This is a genomic window from Pseudomonas sp. GW821-FHT07G06 (genome assembly GCF_058986625.1).
Genome location: NZ_JBYSVW010000007.1, coordinates 61,064 through 82,681 on the forward strand (window position 1 = coordinate 61,064; position 21,618 = coordinate 82,681).

Consider the following 21,618-nt stretch of genomic DNA (forward strand, 5'->3'; position numbering starts at 1 on the left):
GAATGGCGTGAATTCCTTCCTGAATATTCCGGGGCTCGATCTTTCGGCCCTGCAAGGCTATGGCCCTTTGTTGCTGCACGGCACCTGGGTCACCCTCAAACTGTCGGCGCTCGCACTTGTGGTGAGCATGGCGCTGGGACTGCTCGGCGCGGCGGCCAAGCTGTCGCCGCTGAAGCTGTTGAATCTGCCGGCGACCTTTTACACGACACTGATCCGTGGCGTGCCCGACCTGGTATTGATGCTGCTGATTTTCTACAGCCTGCAAGGCTGGCTCAGCGCCCTGACCGAAGCCATGGACTGGCCCTACATGGAAATCGACCCCTTCGTGGCTGGCATCATCACCCTGGGTTTTATCTATGGGGCGTACTTCACCGAGACCTTTCGCGGGGCAATTCTCAGTGTGCCGCGTGGGCAGCAGGAAGCCGCCGCGTGCTTTGGCCTGAACCGTTGGCAGCGTTTTCGTTTCGTGGTGTTCCCGCAAATGATGCGTTTCGCCTTGCCGAGCCTTGGCAACAACTGGCTGGTGCTGCTCAAGGCCACGGCGCTGGTATCGATCATCGGTTTGTCGGACCTGGTCAAAGTCGCGCAGGAAGCCGGCAAAAGTACGTTCAACATGCTTGATTTTCTGCTGTTGGCCGCCGCGCTTTACCTGCTGATCACCAGCGCTTCGAACTACGTATTGCGCGTGCTGGAACGGCGCTACAACCAGGGTGTACGGGGGATCGCGCGATGATCGAGTTGATTGCCGAATACTGGAAACCCTTTCTGTTCAGCGACGGCGAAACCCTCACCGGGTTGGCCATGACCCTGTGGCTGCTGGTGGCGAGTATCGCCATGGGCTTTTTCCTGTCGTTGCCCCTGGCGATCTTGCGCGTCTCGCGCTGGGGCGTCTTGCGTTGGCCGGTTCAGCTGTTTACCTACATTTTTCGCGGCACGCCGTTGTATATCCAGTTGCTGATTTGCTACAGCGGCATCTACGGCATCGCCGTGGTCCGTTCGCAGCCATTGCTCGAAGCGTTTTTCCGCGATGCCATGAACTGCACCTTGCTGGCGTTCACCCTCAACACCTGCGCCTACACCGTGGAAATTTTCGCCGGAGCGATCCGCAGCATTCCCTACGGTGAAATCGAAGCGGCACACGCCTATGGCCTCAGTGGCTGGCGCCTGTATCTGCAGCTGATCCTGCCTTCGGCGCTGCGCCGCGCGCTGCCGTACTACAGCAACGAAGTGATCCTGATGTTGCACGCGACTTCGGTGGCGTTCACCGCGACGATTCCGGACATCCTGAAAATCGCCCGGGACGCCAACGCCGCGACATTCATGACCTTTCAGGCCTTCGGTATCGCCGGTCTGTTGTACCTCGTGCTGTCGTTCGGGCTGGTCGGTGCGTTCCGCCTGGCTGAGAAACGCTGGCTGAGCTTCCTCGGTCCGGCCCACTGACTTCCATTCTTTATCCAGAGCGGCGCCGACAGGTGTGCCGCTCCAGGAGTATTCGCATGTACAAACTCACGGTTGAAAATCTGTATAAACGTTTTGGTGACAACGAAGTACTCAAGGGCGTCTCGTTGAACGCAAGGGCAGGGGACGTGGTGAGCATGATCGGCGCCAGCGGCTCGGGTAAAAGCACCATGCTGCGCTGCATCAACTTTCTGGAACGGGCGGACGAAGGTGCCATTGCACTGGATGGCGAGCGAGTCCTCACCCGCCAGGGTGTCAGTGGCATGCGTGTCGCCAATCCAAAACAGTTGCAGCGTTTGCGCACGCGACTGGCGATGGTGTTCCAGCATTTCAACCTGTGGAGTCACCTGACCGTGCTGGAGAACATCGTGCTGGCGCCGTGTCGCGTCCTGGGCATGAGTCGCAAGGCCGCGGAGGAGAGCGCTCGGGCGTATCTGGACAAGGTCGGCCTGCCGCAACGGGTGGCCGATCAGTACCCGGCGTTTCTGTCGGGCGGGCAGCAACAACGGGTGGCGATCGCCCGGGCCCTGGCGGTGGAACCGGAAATCCTGTTGTTCGACGAGCCAACCTCGGCGCTCGATCCGGAACTGGTGGGTGAAGTGTTGAAGGTGATTCAGGCGCTGGCCGAAGAGGGCCGGACCATGTTGATGGTGACCCACGAAATGGGCTTTGCCCGGCAGGTATCGAGCCAGGTGTTGTTCTTGCATCAGGGGCGGGTCGAGGAGCAGGGGGATGCTACGATACTCGACCGGCCAAACAGTGAACGTTTGCAGCAATTTCTATCGGGTCGTTTGAAGTGAGGCAAGGCGTACATGGCGGATATCCGCGATCTGTCGATCGTGCTTGATCGTATCGATCAGGCAATCATTGAAGTGTTGCGTCACGAAGGGCGCATCACCTATCAAAAGCTGTCCGAGCGCGTGCACCTGACCCCCAGGCCATGTCTGGAACGAGTGCGCAAGCTGGAGCAGCTTGGGGTCATTCGCGGCTATGGTGCGATTCTCGATGAGAAGAAACTGACGCCGGGCTTGTCGCTGCTGGTGCTGGTGGCGTTGTCGAACCAGAGCGGACGCGCGGCGCAAAAGGCCTTCGAAGCCAAAGTCCGCGCCTGCCCGCAGGTGCTGGAGTGTCGCCTGATCAGCGGCGCGTTCGACTACAGCCTGCGCATGCGCTGCCGGGACATGGAACATTACCGGGTGTTGACCGAAGTCTGGTTCGACGACCCGGATTTGCACATCGACAAACTGGTCAGCCACCCGGAGCTGGCGATGGTCAAGACCACCATGGAATAAGATCAAAAGATCGCAGCCTTCGGCAGCTCCTACAGAACGGCGGTGAACACGGTCCATGTAGGAGCTGCCGAAGGCTGCGATCTTTTGCTTTCCGGTCCTCACCAAATCCGCTGAAAAGGGCAGATTCTTCAAAAGCCGTAATCAACCGGTTTTCCCCCCGCTTTTACACATCGACAAACGGGTCAGGCAGATCAAAAGATCGCAGCCTTCGGCAGCTCCTACAGAACGTTCACCGGTAAAACGGCGCTGAACACGACCCATGTAGGAGCTGCCGCAGGCTGCGATCTTTTGCTTTTCGGCCCTCACCAAATCGGCTGAAGAGGGCGTTTTCTTCAGCCGTTTCCATCAGCGCAACAGCCGTAATCAACCGGGTTTTTCCCGCTTTGAAACAGACAATGAGCCTCTCTCGTCCCTCATTGAGCCTGTGCCCATGCAAACCACCAATACGGTTTTAATGATTCGTCCGACACGTTTCTCCTTCAATCACGACACGGCGGCGAACAACCGCTTCCAGCGTCCGGCAACCGTTGCTGAAGACGTACAACTCAAGGCCCTTGCCGAGTTCGACGGCTATGTCGACACGTTGCGCCAGCACGGCGTCGAAGTCCTGGTGCACAACGATCGCGAAGCGCCGCATACCCCGGACTCGATCTTCCCCAACAACTGGTGGAGCAGCCACCCGGATGGCACCTTGGTCCTGTATCCGATGCAGGGCCACAACCGGCGTCTGGAGCGGGACAAGGGTGTACTCGACGGCTTGCTGGGCGAATACCGGGTCGAGCAAGTGCTGGACCTGTCCAGCCTTGAAGAGCAGGAGATTTTCCTGGAAGGCACCGGCAGCATGGTCCTGGATCGGCAACAGCGGATCTGCTACGCCGGGTATTCCACACGCACCCACGCCCGGGCGCTGGATCAGTTGGTCACCCAATTGGGTTATGAACTCTGCGCGTTCAACGCGGTGGACCGCCAAGGCGTGGCGATTTATCACACCAATGTGATGATGAGTGTCGGCACTCGTCTGGCGGTGGTTTGCCTGGAGTCCGTACCCCATCAGGGCGAACGCGAGGCGCTGCGTAACCGACTCGAAACCAGCGGCAAACAGGTCATCGCCTTGAACTTGGCGCAGCTGGAGTCCTTTGCCGGCAACATGCTGGAGGTACACAGCGCAGCAGGCGAGCCACTGCTGGTGATGTCGCGCACCGCCTGGCAATCCCTGGACGCCGATCAGCGTCGCTTGATCGAAACTCACACCACGCCGTTACCGGTGAACATCGACACCATCGAGCGCATCGGTGGCGGCAGCGCGCGCTGCATGCTGGCCGAGGTGTTCCTGCCAAGGCAAATGTCCACCCGGCAACAGCTGCGATGATCGTCCGCCCGGCGACGACCGCCGGGCGAGAGGGGAAGGCGCGTTAGCCGGGGAACTGATCGCCAAACATGGGGTGGCCGCCGGCGGAACCTTCGCGCGTCGCCTCGTCCTGGATCACATCCCAGTGTTCGACCATCACTCCGTCCTCGAGGCGCAGGATATCGACAACGACCCAGTTCGCCGGTTGACCGAGTCCGGTGAAGCGACCGTGCAACATGACGAAGTCGCCTTCAGCGACTGCCAGCTGGCATTCATAACGCATATCGGGCGATCCTGCGGCGACCAGCTCGAACAACCCCTCGCGACCCGGAGGCACATGGGCACTGTGCTGGATATAGGAGGGTGACCAGAAGCGCTCGGCTGCTGCCAGATCCTTGCGATTGAACAGGGTTGCGAAGCCTTCGAGGACGATGGCCCTGTTCTCGGCGGGGGTACGTGAAGTCATGGTCTGATCCTGCTTGCAATGTGAAAGGTCGGCGGCCGCAGGGCCGCCCAATATCGCCTTGTGGTCTCAACCGAAGGCCGGTCCGTTTGCGATCATGTCGTTGAAGCCGTTGACCCAGGCATGCTCGTTCGGGCCAGGATTGGCGCGCATGGCATCGGCCGGAGCGACGAGGATTTCGTCCGCAGCGCTTTCGAACTGTTTCATCGCTTCGGTAATGAACTGGTCGAGGGGAATGGCGCGTTCCTCCTCGCTGCTGTTGAGCAACTCGGTGCGCACCCACGGTGGCGCGATCTCGACCAGTTGGACGCCGTGTTCGCGCAGCAGGTAGCGCTGTGACAAGGTGTAGGAGTGCAACGCTGCCTTGGTTGCCGAATAGACTGCCGTCACGGCCATTGGCACGAAGCCGAGCACCGAGGAGACGTTGACGATCACCGCATCCGGTTTGGCCTTCAGATGCTCGACCAGCGCCGAGGTCATGCGGATCGGCCCCAGCAGGTTTGTGGTGACGGTCAAGCGCGCAAGCTCATCGTCCACCGGACCTTCGGCATGATCGAACAGCATGATGCCGGCATTGTTGATCAACACGTTGAGCTCAGGGTAATGGGCGATGAGGTGCTGCGCGGCTGCCTGGATGCTGGCCGTGTCGTTGATGTCGAGCTCGATGGCTGCCATGCCGGGGTTGGCGTCGAGCGTCTGCTGCAGTCGCTCCTTGCGCCGTCCGGAGATGATCACTTTATTGCCGAGCTTGTGGAAGGCTTCGGCCAGGCCTTGACCGATGCCGGAGCCGCCGCCAGTGATGAAGATCGTGTTGCCAGTCATGCGCATGAGGGATTTCCTTGAACGAAAAAGTCAGGGCGTCCGCCACGCTGCCAGGCCGATCAGCTCGACCGCTGCGTCGCGGGGTATGGCGCTAAACTGGCAGCTTCGGCGGGATCGGAGTAGACGCTGTGGCTGGCTATCTTCTATGCGTCGGGTGCATAAGCACCGCCGGCATCTTCAAGCAGGTTGGCGACAAGATGTTCGATCAGGGCGCGGCCGGCCCTGCGGGTACGCGAGCCGTGGGGGAAGTAGGCATGCACCGGTACGGATTCGGTTTCCCAATCGGTGAGCAGGGTGACCAGTTCACCGCTTTCAAGCTCCCGCCGACAGGCCCAGGCCGTTGTCGATGTAATCCCTAAACCAGCGGTTGCCGCCGCGACAGCACCTTCGTTTTCATCGGTCGAGAAGTGCGCCTCGAGCTGAATCGTCCTGGTCTCGCCGTCGCGTTTGAACATCCACCCGCTGGGAACCGTCGAGGCTGGACCGGCGATGATTCGATGGGATTGCAGGTCCTCAGGCGTAGTCGGCGCCCCCCGGCGGCGCGCAAGTAGGACGGTGAGGCGAGAATGAATCTGGAGATCGTCATGATCTGACGGCTCGTAGCAGTGGAATCCACCAGCCGTCCCAACCTGATTGCTACATCGATATTTTCGCGCACCAGATCCTGCCAATGATCGGCGAGCAGCACCTGGATATGCAGGTTGGGGTGTATCGCTGCGAACGGCGCTATACGCGGAATGATTTCCCGTACGCCGATGCTTGTTGGCATGCTGATCCGCACCACGCCACGCAGCTCCTGGCCGCCGCGAACGCTTTGCTCTGCTTCTTCCACCGCGACGAGGATGGGTTCCAGGCGCGAGAGAAAATCCGCCCCGGCCTCAGTCGGTACGACGGCACGTGTCGATCTCGCCAGCAGCAGGGTGCCAAGATCGGCTTCGAGCTCGGCCACAATCCTGGAGACCTGGGATTGAGAAAGGCCCACTTCGCGTGCCGCGGCCGAAAAGCTGCCCAGTCGCGCCACCCTTGTGAAAAGCCTGTAGGAGAAAAGGTCCTTCATGCGTTGGCACCTTCCATCAGCCAGCATGCACCTTGAGTCCGCTGGAAGAAGCTACGCTGAAACGGGGCAGTCAGCTGGAGCATCGCTGCTGGGGTGATTGATTTTTTTTCGGGGAGGTAGCCGGGGCATGGTGACCCCGGTTACCCGTGGCGAAAATGATCACGCAACTTCAGTGTGGAAAGGATAGTCCGTGTAACCCGCTTCCGTGCCACCGAAGAACGACTCGCGGTCGTACGGGTTCAGTGGCCAGCCGTTGCGCAGGCGCTCCGGCAAGTCAGGGTTGGCGATGAAGTGGCGGCCGAACGCGACCAGGTCTGCATCGCCGGCCTCGAGGATCGCGTTGGCCGACTCACCGGAGAAGCCGCCCGCCGCGATCAGGGTGCCCTTGTAGTGCTGGCGGATGAGTTGGGACGCCACCGGATTCTGGTCGCGGCGCTCATCTTCGACGAGACCCAGGATGCGTGGCTCGATCAGGTGTAGATAGGCGAGGTCGAGCTTGTTCAGTTCGCGCGCGACATAGGTGAACAGACCAATGGGGTCGCTGTCGGACATATCGCCGAAATTGCCGCTCGGCCCCAGACGCACCGCCACCCGATTACTGCCCCAGACGGAGATCACCGCTTCTACCGCTTCCAGCAGGAACCGGCTGCGGTTCTCGAAAGAGCCACCGTAGATATCCGTACGTTTGTTGCTGCCGTCCTGGAGGAATTGATCAAACAGGTAGCCGTTGGCCGAGTGAATCTCCACGCCGTCGAATCCGGCTGCGATACCGCGTTCGGCCGCGGCGCGGAAGCTGTCCACCAGCCCGTGGATGTCAGCGATGGTCAGTTCGCGCGCCGGGCTGGCGGGGGTCCAGCCAGTCTCGGTGAAGGCGAGGCCGCCGTGGTCAACGACGGAGGGGGCCACTGGCTGGCCGCCGTCCGGCTGCAAGAGGCTATTGGACTGGCGCCCCGCATGATAGAGCTGCAGAAAGATTGTACCGCCCTTGGCATGCACGGCGTCAGTCACGAGCTTCCAGCCTGCGATTTGGCTATCGTCATACAAACCGGGAGCACCAAGGTAGCCATTACCATTGGCGGCGGCGATAGTGGCTTCGCCGATCAGCAGGCCACCGGCGGTGGTACGTTGGGCGTAGTACTCGGCCATCAGCGGGCCAGGGATGTCGCCCGGCTCGGCACGCATACGGGTCAGTGGCGCCAGAACGACGCGATGGGAAATCTGGTGTGGGCCTATCTGGATGCTGGTGTGCAGTTTGGACATGACGTCGTTACCTGTCAGTGGTGGGATGGGCGCAATGTAGGCGTAAAATTCGCGGAGAAAAATATCCCGCGAGGCCGAACATTTCGGATGTTTTTTCCGTAATCCCGCCCTGTGGGTGGGGTTCTACCGGAGCAGGCAGGAAAGGTGATGGAAAGTCTGAATGGCATCTCGACGTTCGTGCTGGTTGCCGAAACGCGCAGCTTTACCGAGTCCGCCCGGCAGTTGGGGGTGTCCTCCTCGACCGTGGGCAAAACCATCGCCCGGATGGAGGAGCGCTTGCATGTGCGGCTGTTTCATCGCAGTACACGCAGCATCACGCTGACGGCCGAGGGCACGCTGTTCCTTGAGCGCTGCCGCCGCATCCTCAGTGAGGTCACCGCTGCCGAGTCCGAGCTGTCAGGCCTGGCTGGCAGTCCACGTGGACGGCTTCGGGTGGGCACGCCTCTACTCGGCGACCTGATGATGCCGGCCTTTGACGGGTTCATGGAGCGGTATCCGGAAGTCGAACTGGATATCGATTTTTGCGACCGCATGGTCGATGTGATCGAGGAGGGGTTCGACGCGGTGATTCGCACCGGCGAGCAAACCGATTCTCGCTTGACCTCGCGCCGCCTGGGTTCCTGCGCACATGTGCTGGTGGCGTCGCCGACGTATCTCAAGCAGCATGGCGTACCCACTTATCCGCGTGAACTGGAACGCCATTCATGCCTGCAGCACAAATTCCCCGCAACCGGAAAGCTGGAACGTTGGCCGCTGCGGCTCGAACCCTCCGAGGCTGAACTGGTGCTGCCCGCCACGATGACGTCGAACACCATCGAGCCTCTTGCTTACGCCGCCATTCAGGGCAGGGGGGTTGCCTTTCTGCCGACGTTCCTGGTGCGCGAAGCGCTGGAAAGCGGCCAGCTGGTCACTGTGCTGGACGATTACATCGACCGCGAGGTCGTCTTCTGGATGCTGTGGCCAGCCAGCCGTTATGCCTCGCCCAAGTTGCGCGTGTTCATTGACTACATGAGCGCGCACTTGCGCATCTGATCGCTTACGCCAGCAGTTTCAGGCGCACGCCATCGCGGTTGGAGATTTCGATGGCATCGATCAATTCGTGCATGCGCAGGGCATCCGCCATGGTCGGTGCAACGTGGGTACCGTCGCGAACATCCCTGGCGTAGGCGGCATACAAATTGGCCAGTTCCTGCTGGCTGCCGCCCAGGTCATTCTCCGGCAGCCAGTTGTAGCTCGACGGCACAGTGAGCGTGTGCATGGGTTGCGAGTCGCCCTGGGCCGCTTCAATGGTATTGAAGTGGTCGCCAAAACTGGTGGTGTTCCAGATCTTGAGATCGCCTTGGGTGCCGGTCAGGTCCAGCTGCATGCCATAGTTGTTGCGTTTCCCTGCTTCGATATGGACCGTCAGCACAGCTCCGTTGGAGAAGGTACCGTTGACCAGAATCTGATCGGCCGTTGTGTGTTTCAGTACTTCACCTGTCTCGATCAGCGTCACTTCGGGGAACTGGTTGACGGTCAGTGCGCTGATGCATTCCGGATGGCCCAGCATGCTGAACACTGCATCGAAATAGTGACCGCCATAAATGGAAAGCAGGCTGGAAAAGTTCTCCGGCGGGATGGTGAAGTGCAGGGCGGCCATGCGTTGGCGCTGGAAGTATTCGACGCTGACATGCAGCCGTACTGAACGAAGTTCCCCGATGTAGCCATCCTTTAACAGGTCGCGTACGTAGCGATAGTCCGGATTCAGTCGTCGCTGCAATCCGACGATGTGCCGAACGCCAGCCTTCTCGGCAAGCGCCATCAGTTCCTGCGACACGGCCTTGCTGGGAGTCAGCGGCCATTCGCAGTACACATCTTTGCCAGCTGCGATGGCTGCCCGTACGGTGGCCTCGTGCTGTGGAGCCGTGTTAAGCACGATCACCAGATCCACTTCCGGATGGTTGACCAGTGCCTCCACGGAATCGAGTGCAAAGCGGATGCCGTGGCGATCGGCCAACTCGGCGGCTTTATCCGGATTGCGACTGTGGACTGCCGTCAGCTCATAGTCGGGAAGCAACTGGAGGGCAGGCAAGTGACCGTACTCGGCCCAATTACCGACGCCAATGAGACCCACTCGAATTTTGGATGACATGGTCATGGAAGCTCCTGAAACTGGCTTGAAGGGAAAGGTTGCGGCGGCCGACCGCCCCGGGTTGTTTGTCGGGCGGGATAAAAAGCCCGGTCACGGAGTGTAGGAAGAGATGCAGTCGGGAAAAATGCGCTGGAGATCCGAACACTTCTGACGCTGGTGTCCGGAATACTCTGCATCAGGGCGACTGTGCGCTTCACCCGCGAATCGCTCTTTCGACTCGAGACGGGTTTCAACTACGGACAGGCTGCGCCGTACCTTTCCAACGTTTTTCACCGGGCGGTGACTCGTGAGTTCGTCAAACTGTCCCACCATCAACAGCAATCGATAATGCCCCGAAATTTTCGGCACCTGGCTCGGGTGGGGCATTCATCGCAAGCGGCAAAAACAACTCCAACATGGCCATACAACATGCACCCGTTACGACAAAGCCTGCACAACGAACTGCACGCGCGCCCGTCACTGTATTTCGATGAGCCGGCCCATGTGTTTCATCTGGCCTTCCTCGGCAGCGATCAGGCGTGCAATGCATTCCTTGAACAATGCTGCCCTGGCACCCTCGACCTGAATGCCGCCCAAGGCATTACCCAACTCGATGGCCATGCACTGAAATGGGAGCGCCATGCCGAGTTTTTCACCCTGACACTGGTGGTCACGTCATCCGGTGATGACCTGTCCTGGACAACACTGCCCGAGGTGCTGGCGTCAAAGGTCGAAGTGCATTTGCCGGCCCTGATCAACTCAGTGCAGATTGTCGTGCGTGGTGAAACCGGCCTGGACCTGTCCCGGTACGGCTTCAAGGATCCGAGCGGTTCGTGCGTGGGCGGTGGCGATGCCATGGTCTGGAGTGATTTTCGCCTGAGCGAGGAGGGCAACAACCACATGTTGTTCGTCAACCGGCGCCTGAATGCCTACCGCCAGGGCCGGATGATACGCCGCCTACTGGAAATCGAGACCTACAGGATGATGGCCTCGTTATCCTTGACCATGGCCAAAGACTTGAGCGCGCAGCTCGATGTTTTCGACAAGACCCTGGTCACCCTTTCCGAACGCAACGCCGACCCGCACGGCAGCAATGCGAAAGCCCTGCTGGCGGATATTTCCAACCTGTCTGCGCAAGTGGTGAGCAGCGCTGCGAAAACCCGGCACCGCTTCAGTGCCACGCAAGCCTATGCGCAATTGGTGTTCGAACGTCTGGGTGAGCTGCGAGAAACTCACGTCGGTGATTGCCAACGCCTGGGCGTATTTATCGAGCGCCGCTTCAAACCTACCGTCAGGTACTGCACCGCCACCGAACAGCGCCTGGAGCACCTGGCCGAAAGCGTGGCCAACCTGGGCGATCTGTTACAAGCACGGGTTCAGGTCGAAATGGAGGAACAGAACTCGGAAATCCTGAAAAGCCTGAATGCCCGCGCCGATGCCCAGATCAAGATCCAGCGCGCAGTGGAGGGGCTGTCGATTATTGCCATTACCTACTACCTGCTCAGCTTGCTCAAGCTGGGTTACTCAGGGGTGCACCTGCTTGGCGTTGAGGTCTCCCCGCGAGAGGCCATGCTGGTCATGGCGCCGCTCGCGATCGGTATTCTTGCGTTGATTGTGCTGCGTATCAGGAAGGTTAAAGAGCATTGAGGTGGTGGCCTGCAATGTCCATGAACCGTTGGTCTTGCTCAAGCAACTCGATCAGCCCTTTCGAGCACACGGCCTTGCCGGTGGTGCAATCCAGCCCCTTCGAATCTCTCGACCATCCGAGTGCCTCGATCCACCGCTGGTGCACATCTACGTCAAAGACGGAGTGAGGTACAAGAAGGGCTGCAACAAGCTCGAGGCCGAAGCCATCGTTGAAGAAATCCAGGCACTTATCAAGGACGACAAGCATGCGAGTCGCTCGATTGGTGTGGTGACGCTGCTAGGGGGCATGGAACAAGCAAAATTCATCTTTCGTAGATGACCTGGAGCACGATACGTCCTGCCGGGCATTGAGCGAATCCGTCATCGGAGTCGGTAAAGAGCTTCCTTGCAGGTAGTGGCTGAAGGCATTGAGTACGTCATTCAGCGTAACACTCTCAAGGACCAAGGATACGAGGTTGGACAAGGCAACTTCTTCTCGCCTCCGCTAACGAGCGAAGCGTTCATCCAAGTCTTTGATCAGTCTAATGAAACAAGGTAAGCCCGGCATCGTCTTCTGCCCCGTGACGATACTTTGAGTGAATTGCGGTCCGCATAATCAAGAAGTTTTGCTCAGATGGGGTTAGGAGCATGGCATGCAGCAAACGCCGGAAGGACTCATGTAGAAACACTCGCTTCAAACGGCGAGCGTGAAGTTATGGATATACGTGAAATTTTTCCGACTCCGGATGGGCAGCGCTTTAGGTCATCCTGTTGTGTGTCCACTCCTGGCCGTTCGGTGCTTGCCAGGATGGCCTGCAATCGACGCTTTGCAGACGATTTGAGATATCCAGTATGACGGTTCATGAACGTCAATCGCTTGGCTGCGATTAGTCCTAAAATTTTTAGTGTTCAAGCGCCCGTTCGCCTGAATGTTTTCGAAGTCAATGTGCTAAATCGATGCATTGCATTTTTGTGTGCGGCATCTAATCTGATGGTTGCATTTTGACATCGCCTAGAAAAGGAGCTTCTAATGAGATGGTTTCCTCTGCTTCTAATGATCTTGGCCCTGAGCCCTGGCATGGTTCATGCGGATGATGGTGTGATTACGGACGTGGATGTCGAGCGCGGGGAAAGAGGTTCCGTATTGGTTGTAATGTTGCATGGTTATACTTTGAATAGGGAAAGCTTACGCTCGGTGCAGAGTACAATAAAATCGGCAGAAGGATTTCAAAGGGCCGACTTTTTAATACCAAATCTCCCATTTGATACATTTTCGATGGCGTCCCCGACAAGTATAGTTTCAGAGGTCGTACTTGCAATCGATAAAGCCTGGAACGATCGAGCAAAGGGTGGAAACCCATATAGTCGAATTGTTTTGGTCGGTCATAGTATCGGAGGGCTGTATGCCAGGCTGGTTTATGTCGCGGCATCTGGAGAGAATGCGGGTGCGCCATTCAATAGTGACCTGAGGGGAAAGTTGGGAGCGCAAGAGCGTCCATGGGTGCGTCAGGTGGAACGCATAGTACTCTTGGCCGGAATAAACCGGGGTTGGACGATCTCCCACCACATGTCTGTCTCTCGAGCTGTTTTTATGAAAGTGGGGTCGGGTATAGGTCATGTGCTGGGTTGGGCGTATGGCCGGCCACCGGTTATTTTCACGATACGACGAGGCTCTTCATTAATAACAGATTTAAGATTGCAATGGCTTGAAATGAGAGCTCAAGCGCGAGTAAAAAAAACGGGAGGGGCTACAGTTGTCCAGCTTTTAGGTACTGTGGATGATCTGGTATCGCCGGAAGATAACTTGGATCTTGAGGTCGGCAAGGACTTTGTTTATATAGAGGTGCCGCGATCAGGGCATCGCTCGGTAATAGCGATGGATCAAAAAAACGATGAAGATGGAGGGGCTGTTTTTCGGCAGCGCGCGCTGCTCGAAGCTCTAGGGAACCTTTCCGGGCGAGCGCGAGCAGTGTCCCCTGTAGAGACATCCATGCAAGAGCGAGATGAGGTTACAGATGTAGTTTTCATCATTCATGGAATCCGCGATGAGGGGTATTGGGCAGAAAAGATCGCATATAGAGTAAAGTTGGCAGGGCAGTCTCGAGGGCAGGTTGTAGCTGCAGTAACTTCGAATTACGGATACTTCCCCATGTTGTCTTTTTTGACTCCTGGGGCGCGACAGGAAAAGGTAGAGTGGTTAATGGATCGTTATACCGAGGCTCGCGCAAGATATCCGAATGCTAAAAGGTTTCATTATATTGGGCACAGTCATGGAACTTATCTTCTTGCGAAAGCCTTGCAGGACTATCCTTCAGTACGTTTTGATAACGTCGTATTTGCCGGCAGTGTCGTGCGCCAAGAATATGAATGGAACAAATTGGTTCCGGAGCGCGTAAAATCGGTACACAATTTTGTTGCTACAAGTGACTGGGTAGTTGCATTCTTCCCCAAGGCATTACAGAGCCTTGATATCCAGGATCTTGGAAGTGCGGGGCATGATGGTTTCACAACGGCAACGGAACTAGGCCCAATCCAGGAATTACCAGGAGCCTACATTATTGGAGGGCACAGTGCTGCCCTTCAAGAGGCGCTTTGGGACGGCATGGCAGTTTACACAATGACAGGTAAATTCCAACTGCCGCAAGGGGCTGAAATAGTGGAAAAAGAGCAGTCGTGGTGGGTCGTCTGGCCTGGTAAAGTAGCACCAGTACTATGGTTGATAATTGCGTCTGTTGTCTTGCTGGGATTCAGAGTTATTCTCAAAATGCGGATTAGGGAATGGAAAAAAACGCTGGTCATAGTTGTGTATTTTATGGTGTTGTGGACTATTCTTACAGAAGTTTGATGCGGGTAATTTTAAGTCTAAGGAATATTTATGGCGAGGAGCATGTATGGCGGCTTAACTATGGTCTACTCTTGACCGGGTACTGCCTGTCACGAGGGGGTGACCCAAAGCTGGAGCTGGCGACAAGCAGAAATCGTCCAGAAGCCGACAAGACGAATATCCTTTCGTGTCCTCTTTGACATGGCCAGTCGGCGTCTAAATGGTAGTGCAACACTAAACGGAAGTAACATTCATCATGGCGTCATTAACGCTAACCAATCAATTTACCGCGCGCCACTGGGCTACCCATCCGCCGTGACAGCCTCCATCTTGAGCCTCCCATTTATCGCGAGTCTGCTCCATGCCGTATCCGAGAGCTCACATGCGACGGATAGATTATGACACGGTGAATGATCATGAAGATCCTGCTAATTCTTGGCGTCTGCCTGCTGACCGCCTGTACTGGCAACACCCCGATTCGCGACGACAAAGTGACGACCTGCAAAATTATCGAATCTTGCAGTAACAGCTACTACGAGCAACATCCTAATTACGAGATTGGCTTCGTCGAGTACAGCGAGCGGGGCAACGATTTTGCCCCTGCGAGAACACAACAGCTGCTCGATCGTCTGAGGCAGTATTCCTCCAGTGGCAAACTCGCCATGGTGGTCTTTATCCACGGCTGGAAGCACAACGCCGAGCAGGATGATCCAAACGTCAAGAGTTTCACCAAAGCGCTCGCCAACTTATCCGAATCTGGAGTACTGGGTGATCGCAAGTTGGTCGGCCTCTATGTTGGCTGGCGTGGCTTGTCCCTGCACGGACTCGGGAGCGAGAACATTACCTATTGGGACCGAAAGTCGGTGGCGGAGGAAGTCGGCCGCGGTGGCGTCACCGAATTGCTCACGCAGTTGGAGCAAGTCGACCGTAACCAGGAAGCGAATTATCTAGTAATCGTCGGCCACAGCTTCGGTGGCGCAATCACGTTGAGTGCTCTGCATGATCAGTTACTCGAACGACTCCAAAACCAACAGGCTGGACATCCGGTAAAGGCATTCGGCGACGCTGTGATCATGCTAAATCCAGCGATTGAAGCGAACATGGGGCTGCTACTGAAGGAGAACAGCCTAAAGGTTGGCAGCTCTGGGGTGCGTGCACAGCCACTGCTATACGTCATCAGTTCGGAGGGAGACGAAGCCACCCATTTCGCTTTTCCGGCAGGGCAATGGTTGGGGGTCAATTTGACCTGGAGCCAGGTCGACCTCAAGAGAATCTATAACGGCAAGGCATTTTCGATCAGGGAAGAACAGATGGACACTACAGCCATCGGCAACTACTCCCTGTTTCATACCGCACGGATCAAAGATCCTGATCTCAAGGTGGCACATACCCAACCAACTGGCCTGGACTCCTCGACGGTCGTCAACAAGGTGATGTCCTCCCCCAAGGTACTGGAGGACACGAAGTTCGGCGATTGGGAGCTGGTAAGCTACTGCGCGCCTGATGGCAGCAATGGCGACCCCGAAGTACCGCTCATGCCCTGCTATAGCAATGAACCGGTTAACTTTATCTATACAGCAGACTCTTTCATCGATAACCACAACGACATCTTCAACCCTGCGGTGATCGCGTTCATGTCCACGGCAGTAAGTAAGGCCATTTACGAGCGCACGAACGGAAGGTCTCGCTTCGATGAATGCCTGGATGAATCCAGGGCCCACTTCAGCTTTAGCCTTTGTTACAACCACCACTACATGAAGGCAAAGAGGGCAGAGCAAAAATTGAAGGAACAGATAGAGGCTGACTCCAGCGCGACGCTTCCAACCGCGAGAAAGGAGACTTGACGCCAGCGTGCCGGTTGGGACGGATGACTGACACCAACCGGTGTACTCCCATTAAATAACCGATTGCGGAAAAATACCCATGCCCATCATCAACCTCATCGAAGGCCGTACCGACGAACAGAAGGCGCGACTGATCCACGAAGACGCCGATGTCTGCCACCGGGCCATCGATGTTCGGGAAACCGTGAAGAACATTCTCAGCGATATACGCAAATAGCATTATGGCGTTGCCGGCGTTTCCAAACTCAAATCGGAAAGCTAATAGATGCACCCAACAATGCCTCCGGCCAGTATGGTCATGACAAATTGACCCAAAGGTGGCATCAGGAATACTAAAGACGTGTGGAGATTGTCTGTGCAGTGCGGGGGCTCGATCCGCTGAGCGAGTACTCCTTAAAAAGGCGTGGCACTTCCGTGGGTTGAATGGCTGCTTCTAGCTTAGAGTGTGTGAAAAATGCAGCTTTATGAGTGTTTGACGCTGTCTGCACACTCCCTGTGACCTACTTTGGATCAGTCCAATATGCACCGGCTTGTTGGGACACTTCGGATGCAGAGGGCTTGGCAGCATCTAGGTCTTGTGGGCAACTTAACTCCTGCTTGACAAGCTCTTGCGGTTCATCCGACGTTGCAAACTGGACTATGCTCGAGGAAAACTGGACCTTCTTTTCGGCATCGCAGGTTTTGCACGCATTGAATGCTCTTCGCCAGTCTCCTCTGGCGATGTGGTACATGGCTTCGGCGCGTGCAATGGTGACGATCTCCGGTGAGATGTCTCGCTCGACTGGTGTGATAGCCTCTGCACCATTTGCCAAAACTACCGCGTCGTCCGACTTCCCGGCGAGTTGCAAACAGGTAGCAATTTCGAAGTAGGTTGTTCTTGCAACAAGCTGACCCATGCTATATGACGCGAACAGCTTGCGGACGTCTGCAGCATATCCGTGGCGAAGAAGCCAAAACAAACGCCGCTCCATTCCCATCGGGAAATGACCTTGTTCAAGTCGAGGGAGAACGGTCTCCTTGGCCAACCTGGGGTCGAATCGAGCTACCCAGTCGGCCATGGTCAATGTGAACCATGTTGCAGGTACATTGACGCCTGCACTACCCAAGTCGGATTGGCCATTCCCGCACAAATCCTTGTCGCCGTTAATGATGGAAGTCCATTCGTCAAGGGCAGGTCTGGCCAACGCTTCTTTAGGTGCGAGTTGAAAGACTCTCGAAAGCCGAACTTCGTCGTTGATGTCTGGGCTTCCACGATCGTTCATGGGAAGGCAGAGGTGACTTCTCAACGCCGAAAGGGCAATCTCAAACTCTGTCGACGAGATCGGAGCTGATACGGCAACCGGAGATAGAACAGACAGCGTTCCACCATGTCCCCAGAATCGATTGGCAGCTTTGGCTCGTTCCGCCCTGTTGGCGGGAGGAGAGGAGTTGCAGTCTCCGATGCCGAGATTGTCGCGGCACGATGAGTGACGGAAAACGGACGGCAGATCCTCCGGTAGTGGCAAAAGGTACGCCGGTAAGGAATTTCCGCGCTGCGACAGTTCGCGAGCAACTTGGTTTGCAATGACCCAGGCGCAGGGCGCGCTTTCGCCGCAAGCAGCCTGTAGCGCAGCGTATGAATCCTCGTTAAGCGCTCCCTCGATCACAAGGCCACGTGTCGCTTCGATCAGCGGTGCCAGCGAGGTGATCTGATCATTGTGCCTGATAACGAATTGCGCTTTGTAGTTCCTCAACAGCCACACGATTTGTTTTCCGTTGGCGACGCGTAGGAGAGGCACCAGGCCGTTGCTCTGAAAGATCTGAGCGAGCTGCAGTGGTGATTCTTCCATTGCAATGCGCATCAATAGCGGGATTTGGTCCGCTTGAGCGATGCTTCGCAGATAAGCTAGGCTCGTTGGTGATGCCTCGTCGGGATCTGTTCCCACCAAAGCGTGGAGGATGTTCACGGTGTTGACGGCCGCGCGCAACTGATGGGCTGGCGTGGTCGGCTCGAGCGCTATCGTGTGTATTGATTTCAGCGACAAGGTTGCCAGCGACATCAGACAGATCATCACGGCGGAGCTAAGCGCGATGGCATGGCCCACCTTATTACTGGGCATGACAGGTATGCTTTCGCTAGCAACTTGAACGGAATCATCCGTGAATCTCGACGAGTACCATTCCATGAAAGTTGCCTTGTTCGCATGCCCTGAGGATTCGGCGGGGCGGTACTTTGAAGCGTTTTGAACGTGGTGTTTGATCAGCTCGACGCAGCTCTTACTCTGAAAATAGCTAGTGTGCACCAGCTCCTTGAATGTGAACGCCCCTGCAGCTGCACACTGGAGGTCTTCGAAGCCAGTGACAGGATCGCGTCCTGCAAGCAGCAGTTCGCGTACACGCTTCCCAAGTGAAGCCGCCGCGCAATCGGCGTTGGAAATGATTTCGTTGTCGGCTTCTGCGTGGAGAGGCTTGTGGGCAAGCGCCAGGTTTGGGCAGTTAAGGACGGTCCGCAACTCGAGGTGATTCAGGCTGCTACCTTGTACCTTTCTCGACAGAATGTTGTTCACTAACTGATTGATCGCCGTCGCGATCGGTCTCCTGTGAGATTTGCCACGACTTGAATGATCGACGGCGTTGTTGCTCAAAAACTGGATCGCGAATGATCCACTTGCAGTCAGGCCGATGATGGCTTCGTCTTGTCTGGACCAGATACCAAGATACTTCGCGGCTTCAGTCGCTTCCATCATGCTCGTCGGATCGCTCGTTTGGGTCACGGCGAACCGAATGAAAGGCACGAGCGCTCGAATCGACCAGATGGAAAGAAGGGCGGGGATACTAACGACGAAAAACCACCCGAGAAGGTAAAACGGTTCATCGCGAAAAGCGTAACGAAGGTTGACGCCGTTAAGCGAAGCGATCGCGAAGGCTAAGGCTCCCACAGACGAGATGGCAGAGACCGTCGCGAAGTACAGCGATGTACGTCGCGGGCTGTACTGCATGAAGGGGGAGCCTACCGACACCCAAGAACGAAGCGCGCGCCTTGCTGCTCTCTGGTCTAGGATGGCCAGTTGCATTAGTGCGTGCCAGATGACCGAACCACCGTGGCTATGCCCTATCAGATGGAATCCAGTTCCTGCCTTGTCCAGCTGGCACAATCGGCGGCACAAGGCCTGTCCGGCGGTTCGTCGCGCGGCTTCGTCATTCGCGCCGGACCAAATGAATGCTTCTACGTCGTAGCCAGCACCCTCAGCCCACTTCCAAAGTTCTCCGAGGTTCTGCCACCACGCCGCCCCCTCTGCGGATGGAGCTGTCGCTCCCGTTCCATGCACAAGAATCACCCGTTCCTTCGCCATGGTCACCTCGGTTTCTTTTCGCAAACATCGCTTGTGCAATATAGGCTGTCAGCGCGATGGCTGTGAGCAGTCGCGACCATTGGGGCGGCGCCCGTGAAGCTTGGAGGCCCCCCAGCGACTAGGCAGCATAGAGGGTTAGAAAGCGCGCACCGGCGGCGCTAGACGCCTGTGTTGGCTCTGTTGGGCGGCGCCTCGACTCAAGTCCGAAGCAGCCGCTTGAAACGTCGATATCTCAACGAAGGTAAATGGCCGCAATTGGCCGATCTTTGCTTGTTGCGAGGGGCCGTAAATAGACGTACTGGTCGAGTGCGGTCCTGGACCGATCCTTCTTTTACTCTGAGCCATCAATCTATCGGGATACCCTTCGGACTCAGACCTCGCGCGGAGCTCCATGCTGGTGAGGGGCCACGGGTTTTGCATGCGCGCATGGTGACACCTTGACTTTTCTTTGTCTTGCCCACTGTTTCGTCCTGTCACAGATGCAGCACGCCAATGTTGCCATCGAGCACCCTGCTTACACAGGGTGGGAGGTTCCAAAAGGACAATGCTCTTACCACTGGACACTGTCGGTAAAGCAGGTGAACCAAGCTAGGTGCGCAGTGCGTTTTTGTCAGCTCGGGAACCCCATGCGTTCGGAGCATGGGTGCAAGCCGTGAGCATCAGCAAAACGAGTAATAGGGGCCTGCGCACGTTTAGAATTCCCCGATGTCGCCGTATTGGCGCGCCCGACGTTGGTTCATCTGAAAAATGGCCTCGAGAACAGGTCGAGGGTCTGGGTCAAATGGGTATCGTCACGCAGTGTGGGAGTAGTCTCAGGTACGAACCAGTTGGCCAGACTGAACGATCTGAGCATGTCGATGTAGCGGGTTACTGCATCCAGCTCCAAGGGGTAGTTGCTGAGCAGTGCATCTTCCTGGAACGCTCTAGCTAAAAGGCGCTGGCGGTCATGGGGCAAATTGAGTGCGGTCATCACCTTGGAAGCAATATCGGCATAGCCGAAACCGCTTGGGTGCATGCCGTCCACGCTCAGGTAACCGCCTGCCTTCAGTCGGGACCGCTGGGGTGAAGAAAAGTCCAGCTTGCCATCCAGGTAACGGTTGTCGACGAATTGCTCGGAGTTCGCCTGTATGCGTAGGTTCGAATCCAGGTAATTCTTGTAGTCGATCTGGTCCAGCTGCTTGTAGCTGTCGATAAAGTGCAGTCGGTCTTTGGTGTTAGTAGCGGCCGCCGCCTCGAGGAAGATCTGCTGGATGCGCTGGTTAACCTCCGCGACCTTCCGGTCGGCGCTGGCTACCAGTGTGCCGGCAAGCCTGGCGGAGCCGGGCAGCAACCGGGGAAAATAAGCCTCGGCATAACCCTCTTTGCGGTCGCTGGACATCGGTAGCAGGGCCGCGACTCCACTGACTTTCGGCAGTAGCATGACCACAATCTGACGTGTCGCCGCGGGTAATTTCGCGATGCGCTGCGCCACTACTTTCCATTGTTCGAAGTAATCGCGTCCTTCTCGGTCCTCCCCTTGAGTGATGTCAAGTCCGGGGTTTCCTTTGAAGCCGAACTCGAACAGTCCGTGATTGTGACCTGATTGAATCAGGAGAATTTCCGGTTTCCGGGCCTCGACCCATTTCAGTGGGGAAAAATCATTGAATTCGGGGTGGTTTTGCGGGTTCAGGACGTACTTGCCGTTGATGGCGACGTGCAGATCGGAAATGTTGTCGAGGTGCTCCAGAATATTGCCGCCGGCGCGCTCACTGATGTCGATTTCATAGAGACTGGCGGTACAACTATACAAGTCGTGAACCTCGCTACCGGCAATGGCAAGGTTGTCAAAGGACTGGCTTCTTGATTGCGGCGCTTGCGTGCGCCACTGGTTGAGGTTGTTTTTCAGTCGCGCGGGCAGGCCGGCTGCCAGAGCCAGCGTCTTGGGAGATAGCAGAACGGGATCCAGGCGCCTGAGTTCTTCCTCAAGGTCGAACAATACCGGTCGTGGGTGATCGGGGGATACGAAGTTCCAGCCCTGTTCGGCAGCGATTCTGGCTGGCCAGGATTGCGCACAGTACTCTGCCTTCACGGTCAGGCTTCTGCAGCCTTGGGGAAGCGAGTCGCCGATCGCCATCAGTTTCGGATTGAGTCTGAATATCGTCATGGTGCCAGCCTCGGATGGGGAGATGAGGCACATCCCCAC

Annotated in this window: 17 protein-coding genes and 1 pseudogene; 11 read left to right on the forward strand and 7 right to left on the reverse strand. The window is 56.9% G+C overall.

What is annotated here, in order from left to right; all coding sequences use genetic code 11:
• The first annotated feature begins 7 nt into the window (after positions 1-7).
• From AC3WJW_RS13685 to ctlX, 5 genes are all read left to right on the forward strand, one after another.
• The gene (locus AC3WJW_RS13685) at positions 8-733 is read left to right on the forward strand and encodes an ABC transporter permease (RefSeq protein ID WP_493726354.1); all 726 of its coding nucleotides are present in this window, start codon (positions 8-10) and stop codon (positions 731-733) included.
• Complete coding sequence (locus tag AC3WJW_RS13690; protein WP_102700408.1) at positions 730-1,440, forward strand: ABC transporter permease; 711 nt, start codon at positions 730-732, stop codon at positions 1,438-1,440. The genes AC3WJW_RS13685 and AC3WJW_RS13690 overlap by 4 nt, the downstream gene beginning before the upstream one ends.
• Positions 1,441-1,496: 56 nt before the next feature.
• A complete protein-coding gene (locus AC3WJW_RS13695; RefSeq protein ID WP_493726355.1) occupies positions 1,497-2,258 on the forward strand; it encodes an ABC transporter ATP-binding protein in 762 nt (253 codons plus the stop codon).
• Between the two features lie 12 nt (positions 2,259-2,270).
• Complete coding sequence (locus tag AC3WJW_RS13700) at positions 2,271-2,750, forward strand: Lrp/AsnC family transcriptional regulator (protein WP_007974731.1); 480 nt, start codon at positions 2,271-2,273, stop codon at positions 2,748-2,750.
• A gap of 430 nt (positions 2,751-3,180) precedes the next feature.
• On the forward strand, positions 3,181-4,119 hold the full coding sequence (gene ctlX, locus AC3WJW_RS13705; protein ID WP_493726356.1) for a citrulline utilization hydrolase CtlX: 939 nt from the start codon (positions 3,181-3,183) through the stop codon (positions 4,117-4,119).
• A gap of 43 nt (positions 4,120-4,162) precedes the next feature.
• Here ctlX and AC3WJW_RS13710 read toward each other — a convergent pair whose 3' ends face one another.
• The 4 genes and pseudogenes from AC3WJW_RS13710 to AC3WJW_RS13725 form a co-directional block, all read right to left on the reverse strand.
• Entirely contained in the window at positions 4,163-4,564 is a 402-nt protein-coding gene (locus AC3WJW_RS13710; protein WP_429395925.1) for a nuclear transport factor 2 family protein, read from the reverse strand.
• 66 nt (positions 4,565-4,630) lie between these two features.
• Positions 4,631-5,389: an SDR family oxidoreductase gene (locus tag AC3WJW_RS13715; RefSeq protein ID WP_493726357.1), complete on the reverse strand. Its 759-nt coding sequence runs from the start codon at positions 5,387-5,389 to the stop codon at positions 4,631-4,633.
• Positions 5,390-5,526: 137 nt separating this feature from the next.
• Positions 5,527-6,467: pseudogene (locus tag AC3WJW_RS13720) on the reverse strand (LysR family transcriptional regulator).
• Between the two features lie 132 nt (positions 6,468-6,599).
• The gene (locus AC3WJW_RS13725; RefSeq protein WP_493726358.1) at positions 6,600-7,700 is read right to left on the reverse strand and encodes an alkene reductase; all 1,101 of its coding nucleotides are present in this window, start codon (positions 7,698-7,700) and stop codon (positions 6,600-6,602) included.
• Positions 7,701-7,847: 147 nt separating this feature from the next.
• Between AC3WJW_RS13725 and AC3WJW_RS13730 the strand changes: the two genes are divergently transcribed.
• Complete coding sequence (locus tag AC3WJW_RS13730) at positions 7,848-8,732, forward strand: LysR family transcriptional regulator (RefSeq protein ID WP_493726359.1); 885 nt, start codon at positions 7,848-7,850, stop codon at positions 8,730-8,732.
• 4 nt (positions 8,733-8,736) lie between these two features.
• Here AC3WJW_RS13730 and AC3WJW_RS13735 read toward each other — a convergent pair whose 3' ends face one another.
• The gene (locus AC3WJW_RS13735) at positions 8,737-9,837 is read right to left on the reverse strand and encodes a Gfo/Idh/MocA family protein (protein WP_493726360.1); all 1,101 of its coding nucleotides are present in this window, start codon (positions 9,835-9,837) and stop codon (positions 8,737-8,739) included.
• A gap of 402 nt (positions 9,838-10,239) precedes the next feature.
• Here AC3WJW_RS13735 and AC3WJW_RS13740 point away from each other — a divergent pair, with 402 nt between their 5' ends.
• From AC3WJW_RS13740 to AC3WJW_RS13760, 5 genes are all read left to right on the forward strand, one after another.
• Complete coding sequence (locus tag AC3WJW_RS13740) at positions 10,240-11,457, forward strand: DUF3422 domain-containing protein (RefSeq protein ID WP_493726361.1); 1,218 nt, start codon at positions 10,240-10,242, stop codon at positions 11,455-11,457.
• A gap of 34 nt (positions 11,458-11,491) precedes the next feature.
• Entirely contained in the window at positions 11,492-11,776 is a 285-nt protein-coding gene (locus AC3WJW_RS13745; protein WP_493726362.1) for a hypothetical protein, read from the forward strand.
• 690 nt (positions 11,777-12,466) lie between these two features.
• Positions 12,467-14,281, forward strand: coding sequence for an alpha/beta fold hydrolase (locus AC3WJW_RS13750; RefSeq protein ID WP_493726363.1), 1,815 nt, complete (start codon positions 12,467-12,469; stop codon positions 14,279-14,281).
• 395 nt (positions 14,282-14,676) lie between these two features.
• Positions 14,677-16,104 carry an alpha/beta hydrolase family protein gene (locus tag AC3WJW_RS13755; protein ID WP_493726364.1) on the forward strand — a complete coding sequence of 476 codons (1,428 nt, stop codon included), beginning with the start codon at positions 14,677-14,679 and terminating at the stop codon, positions 16,102-16,104.
• Positions 16,105-16,183: 79 nt separating this feature from the next.
• Entirely contained in the window at positions 16,184-16,321 is a 138-nt protein-coding gene (locus AC3WJW_RS13760) for a tautomerase family protein (protein ID WP_493726365.1), read from the forward strand.
• A gap of 283 nt (positions 16,322-16,604) precedes the next feature.
• Here the strand turns inward: AC3WJW_RS13760 and AC3WJW_RS13765 are convergent, their stop codons facing one another.
• Positions 16,605-19,436, reverse strand: a complete 2,832-nt coding sequence (locus AC3WJW_RS13765; protein WP_493726366.1) for an esterase/lipase family protein — start codon at positions 19,434-19,436, stop codon at positions 16,605-16,607.
• 736 nt (positions 19,437-20,172) lie between these two features.
• Entirely contained in the window at positions 20,173-21,579 is a 1,407-nt protein-coding gene (locus AC3WJW_RS13770; RefSeq protein WP_493726367.1) for a hypothetical protein, read from the reverse strand.
• Positions 21,580-21,618 lie beyond the last annotated feature (39 nt).

Excerpts from the sequence above, each read along its gene's own strand:
- AC3WJW_RS13710 (WP_429395925.1), bottom strand. The coding sequence starts at position 4,564 with ATGACTTCACGTACCCCCGCCGAGAACAGGGCCATCGTCCTCGAAGGC.
- ctlX (WP_493726356.1), top strand. The coding sequence starts at position 3,181 with ATGCAAACCACCAATACGGTTTTAATGATTCGTCCGACACGTTTCTCC.
- AC3WJW_RS13750 (WP_493726363.1), top strand. The coding sequence starts at position 12,467 with ATGAGATGGTTTCCTCTGCTTCTAATGATCTTGGCCCTGAGCCCTGGC.
- AC3WJW_RS13760 (WP_493726365.1), top strand. The coding sequence starts at position 16,184 with ATGCCCATCATCAACCTCATCGAAGGCCGTACCGACGAACAGAAGGCG.
- AC3WJW_RS13755 (WP_493726364.1), top strand. The coding sequence starts at position 14,677 with ATGAAGATCCTGCTAATTCTTGGCGTCTGCCTGCTGACCGCCTGTACT.
- AC3WJW_RS13765 (WP_493726366.1), bottom strand. The coding sequence starts at position 19,436 with ATGGCGAAGGAACGGGTGATTCTTGTGCATGGAACGGGAGCGACAGCT.
- AC3WJW_RS13715 (WP_493726357.1), bottom strand. The coding sequence starts at position 5,389 with ATGCGCATGACTGGCAACACGATCTTCATCACTGGCGGCGGCTCCGGC.
- AC3WJW_RS13695 (WP_493726355.1), top strand. The coding sequence starts at position 1,497 with ATGTACAAACTCACGGTTGAAAATCTGTATAAACGTTTTGGTGACAAC.
- AC3WJW_RS13700 (WP_007974731.1), top strand. The coding sequence starts at position 2,271 with ATGGCGGATATCCGCGATCTGTCGATCGTGCTTGATCGTATCGATCAG.
- AC3WJW_RS13730 (WP_493726359.1), top strand. The coding sequence starts at position 7,848 with ATGGAAAGTCTGAATGGCATCTCGACGTTCGTGCTGGTTGCCGAAACG.
- AC3WJW_RS13740 (WP_493726361.1), top strand. The coding sequence starts at position 10,240 with ATGCACCCGTTACGACAAAGCCTGCACAACGAACTGCACGCGCGCCCG.
- AC3WJW_RS13770 (WP_493726367.1), bottom strand. The coding sequence starts at position 21,579 with ATGACGATATTCAGACTCAATCCGAAACTGATGGCGATCGGCGACTCG.
- AC3WJW_RS13735 (WP_493726360.1), bottom strand. The coding sequence starts at position 9,837 with ATGACCATGTCATCCAAAATTCGAGTGGGTCTCATTGGCGTCGGTAAT.
- AC3WJW_RS13725 (WP_493726358.1), bottom strand. The coding sequence starts at position 7,700 with ATGTCCAAACTGCACACCAGCATCCAGATAGGCCCACACCAGATTTCC.
- AC3WJW_RS13690 (WP_102700408.1), top strand. The coding sequence starts at position 730 with ATGATCGAGTTGATTGCCGAATACTGGAAACCCTTTCTGTTCAGCGAC.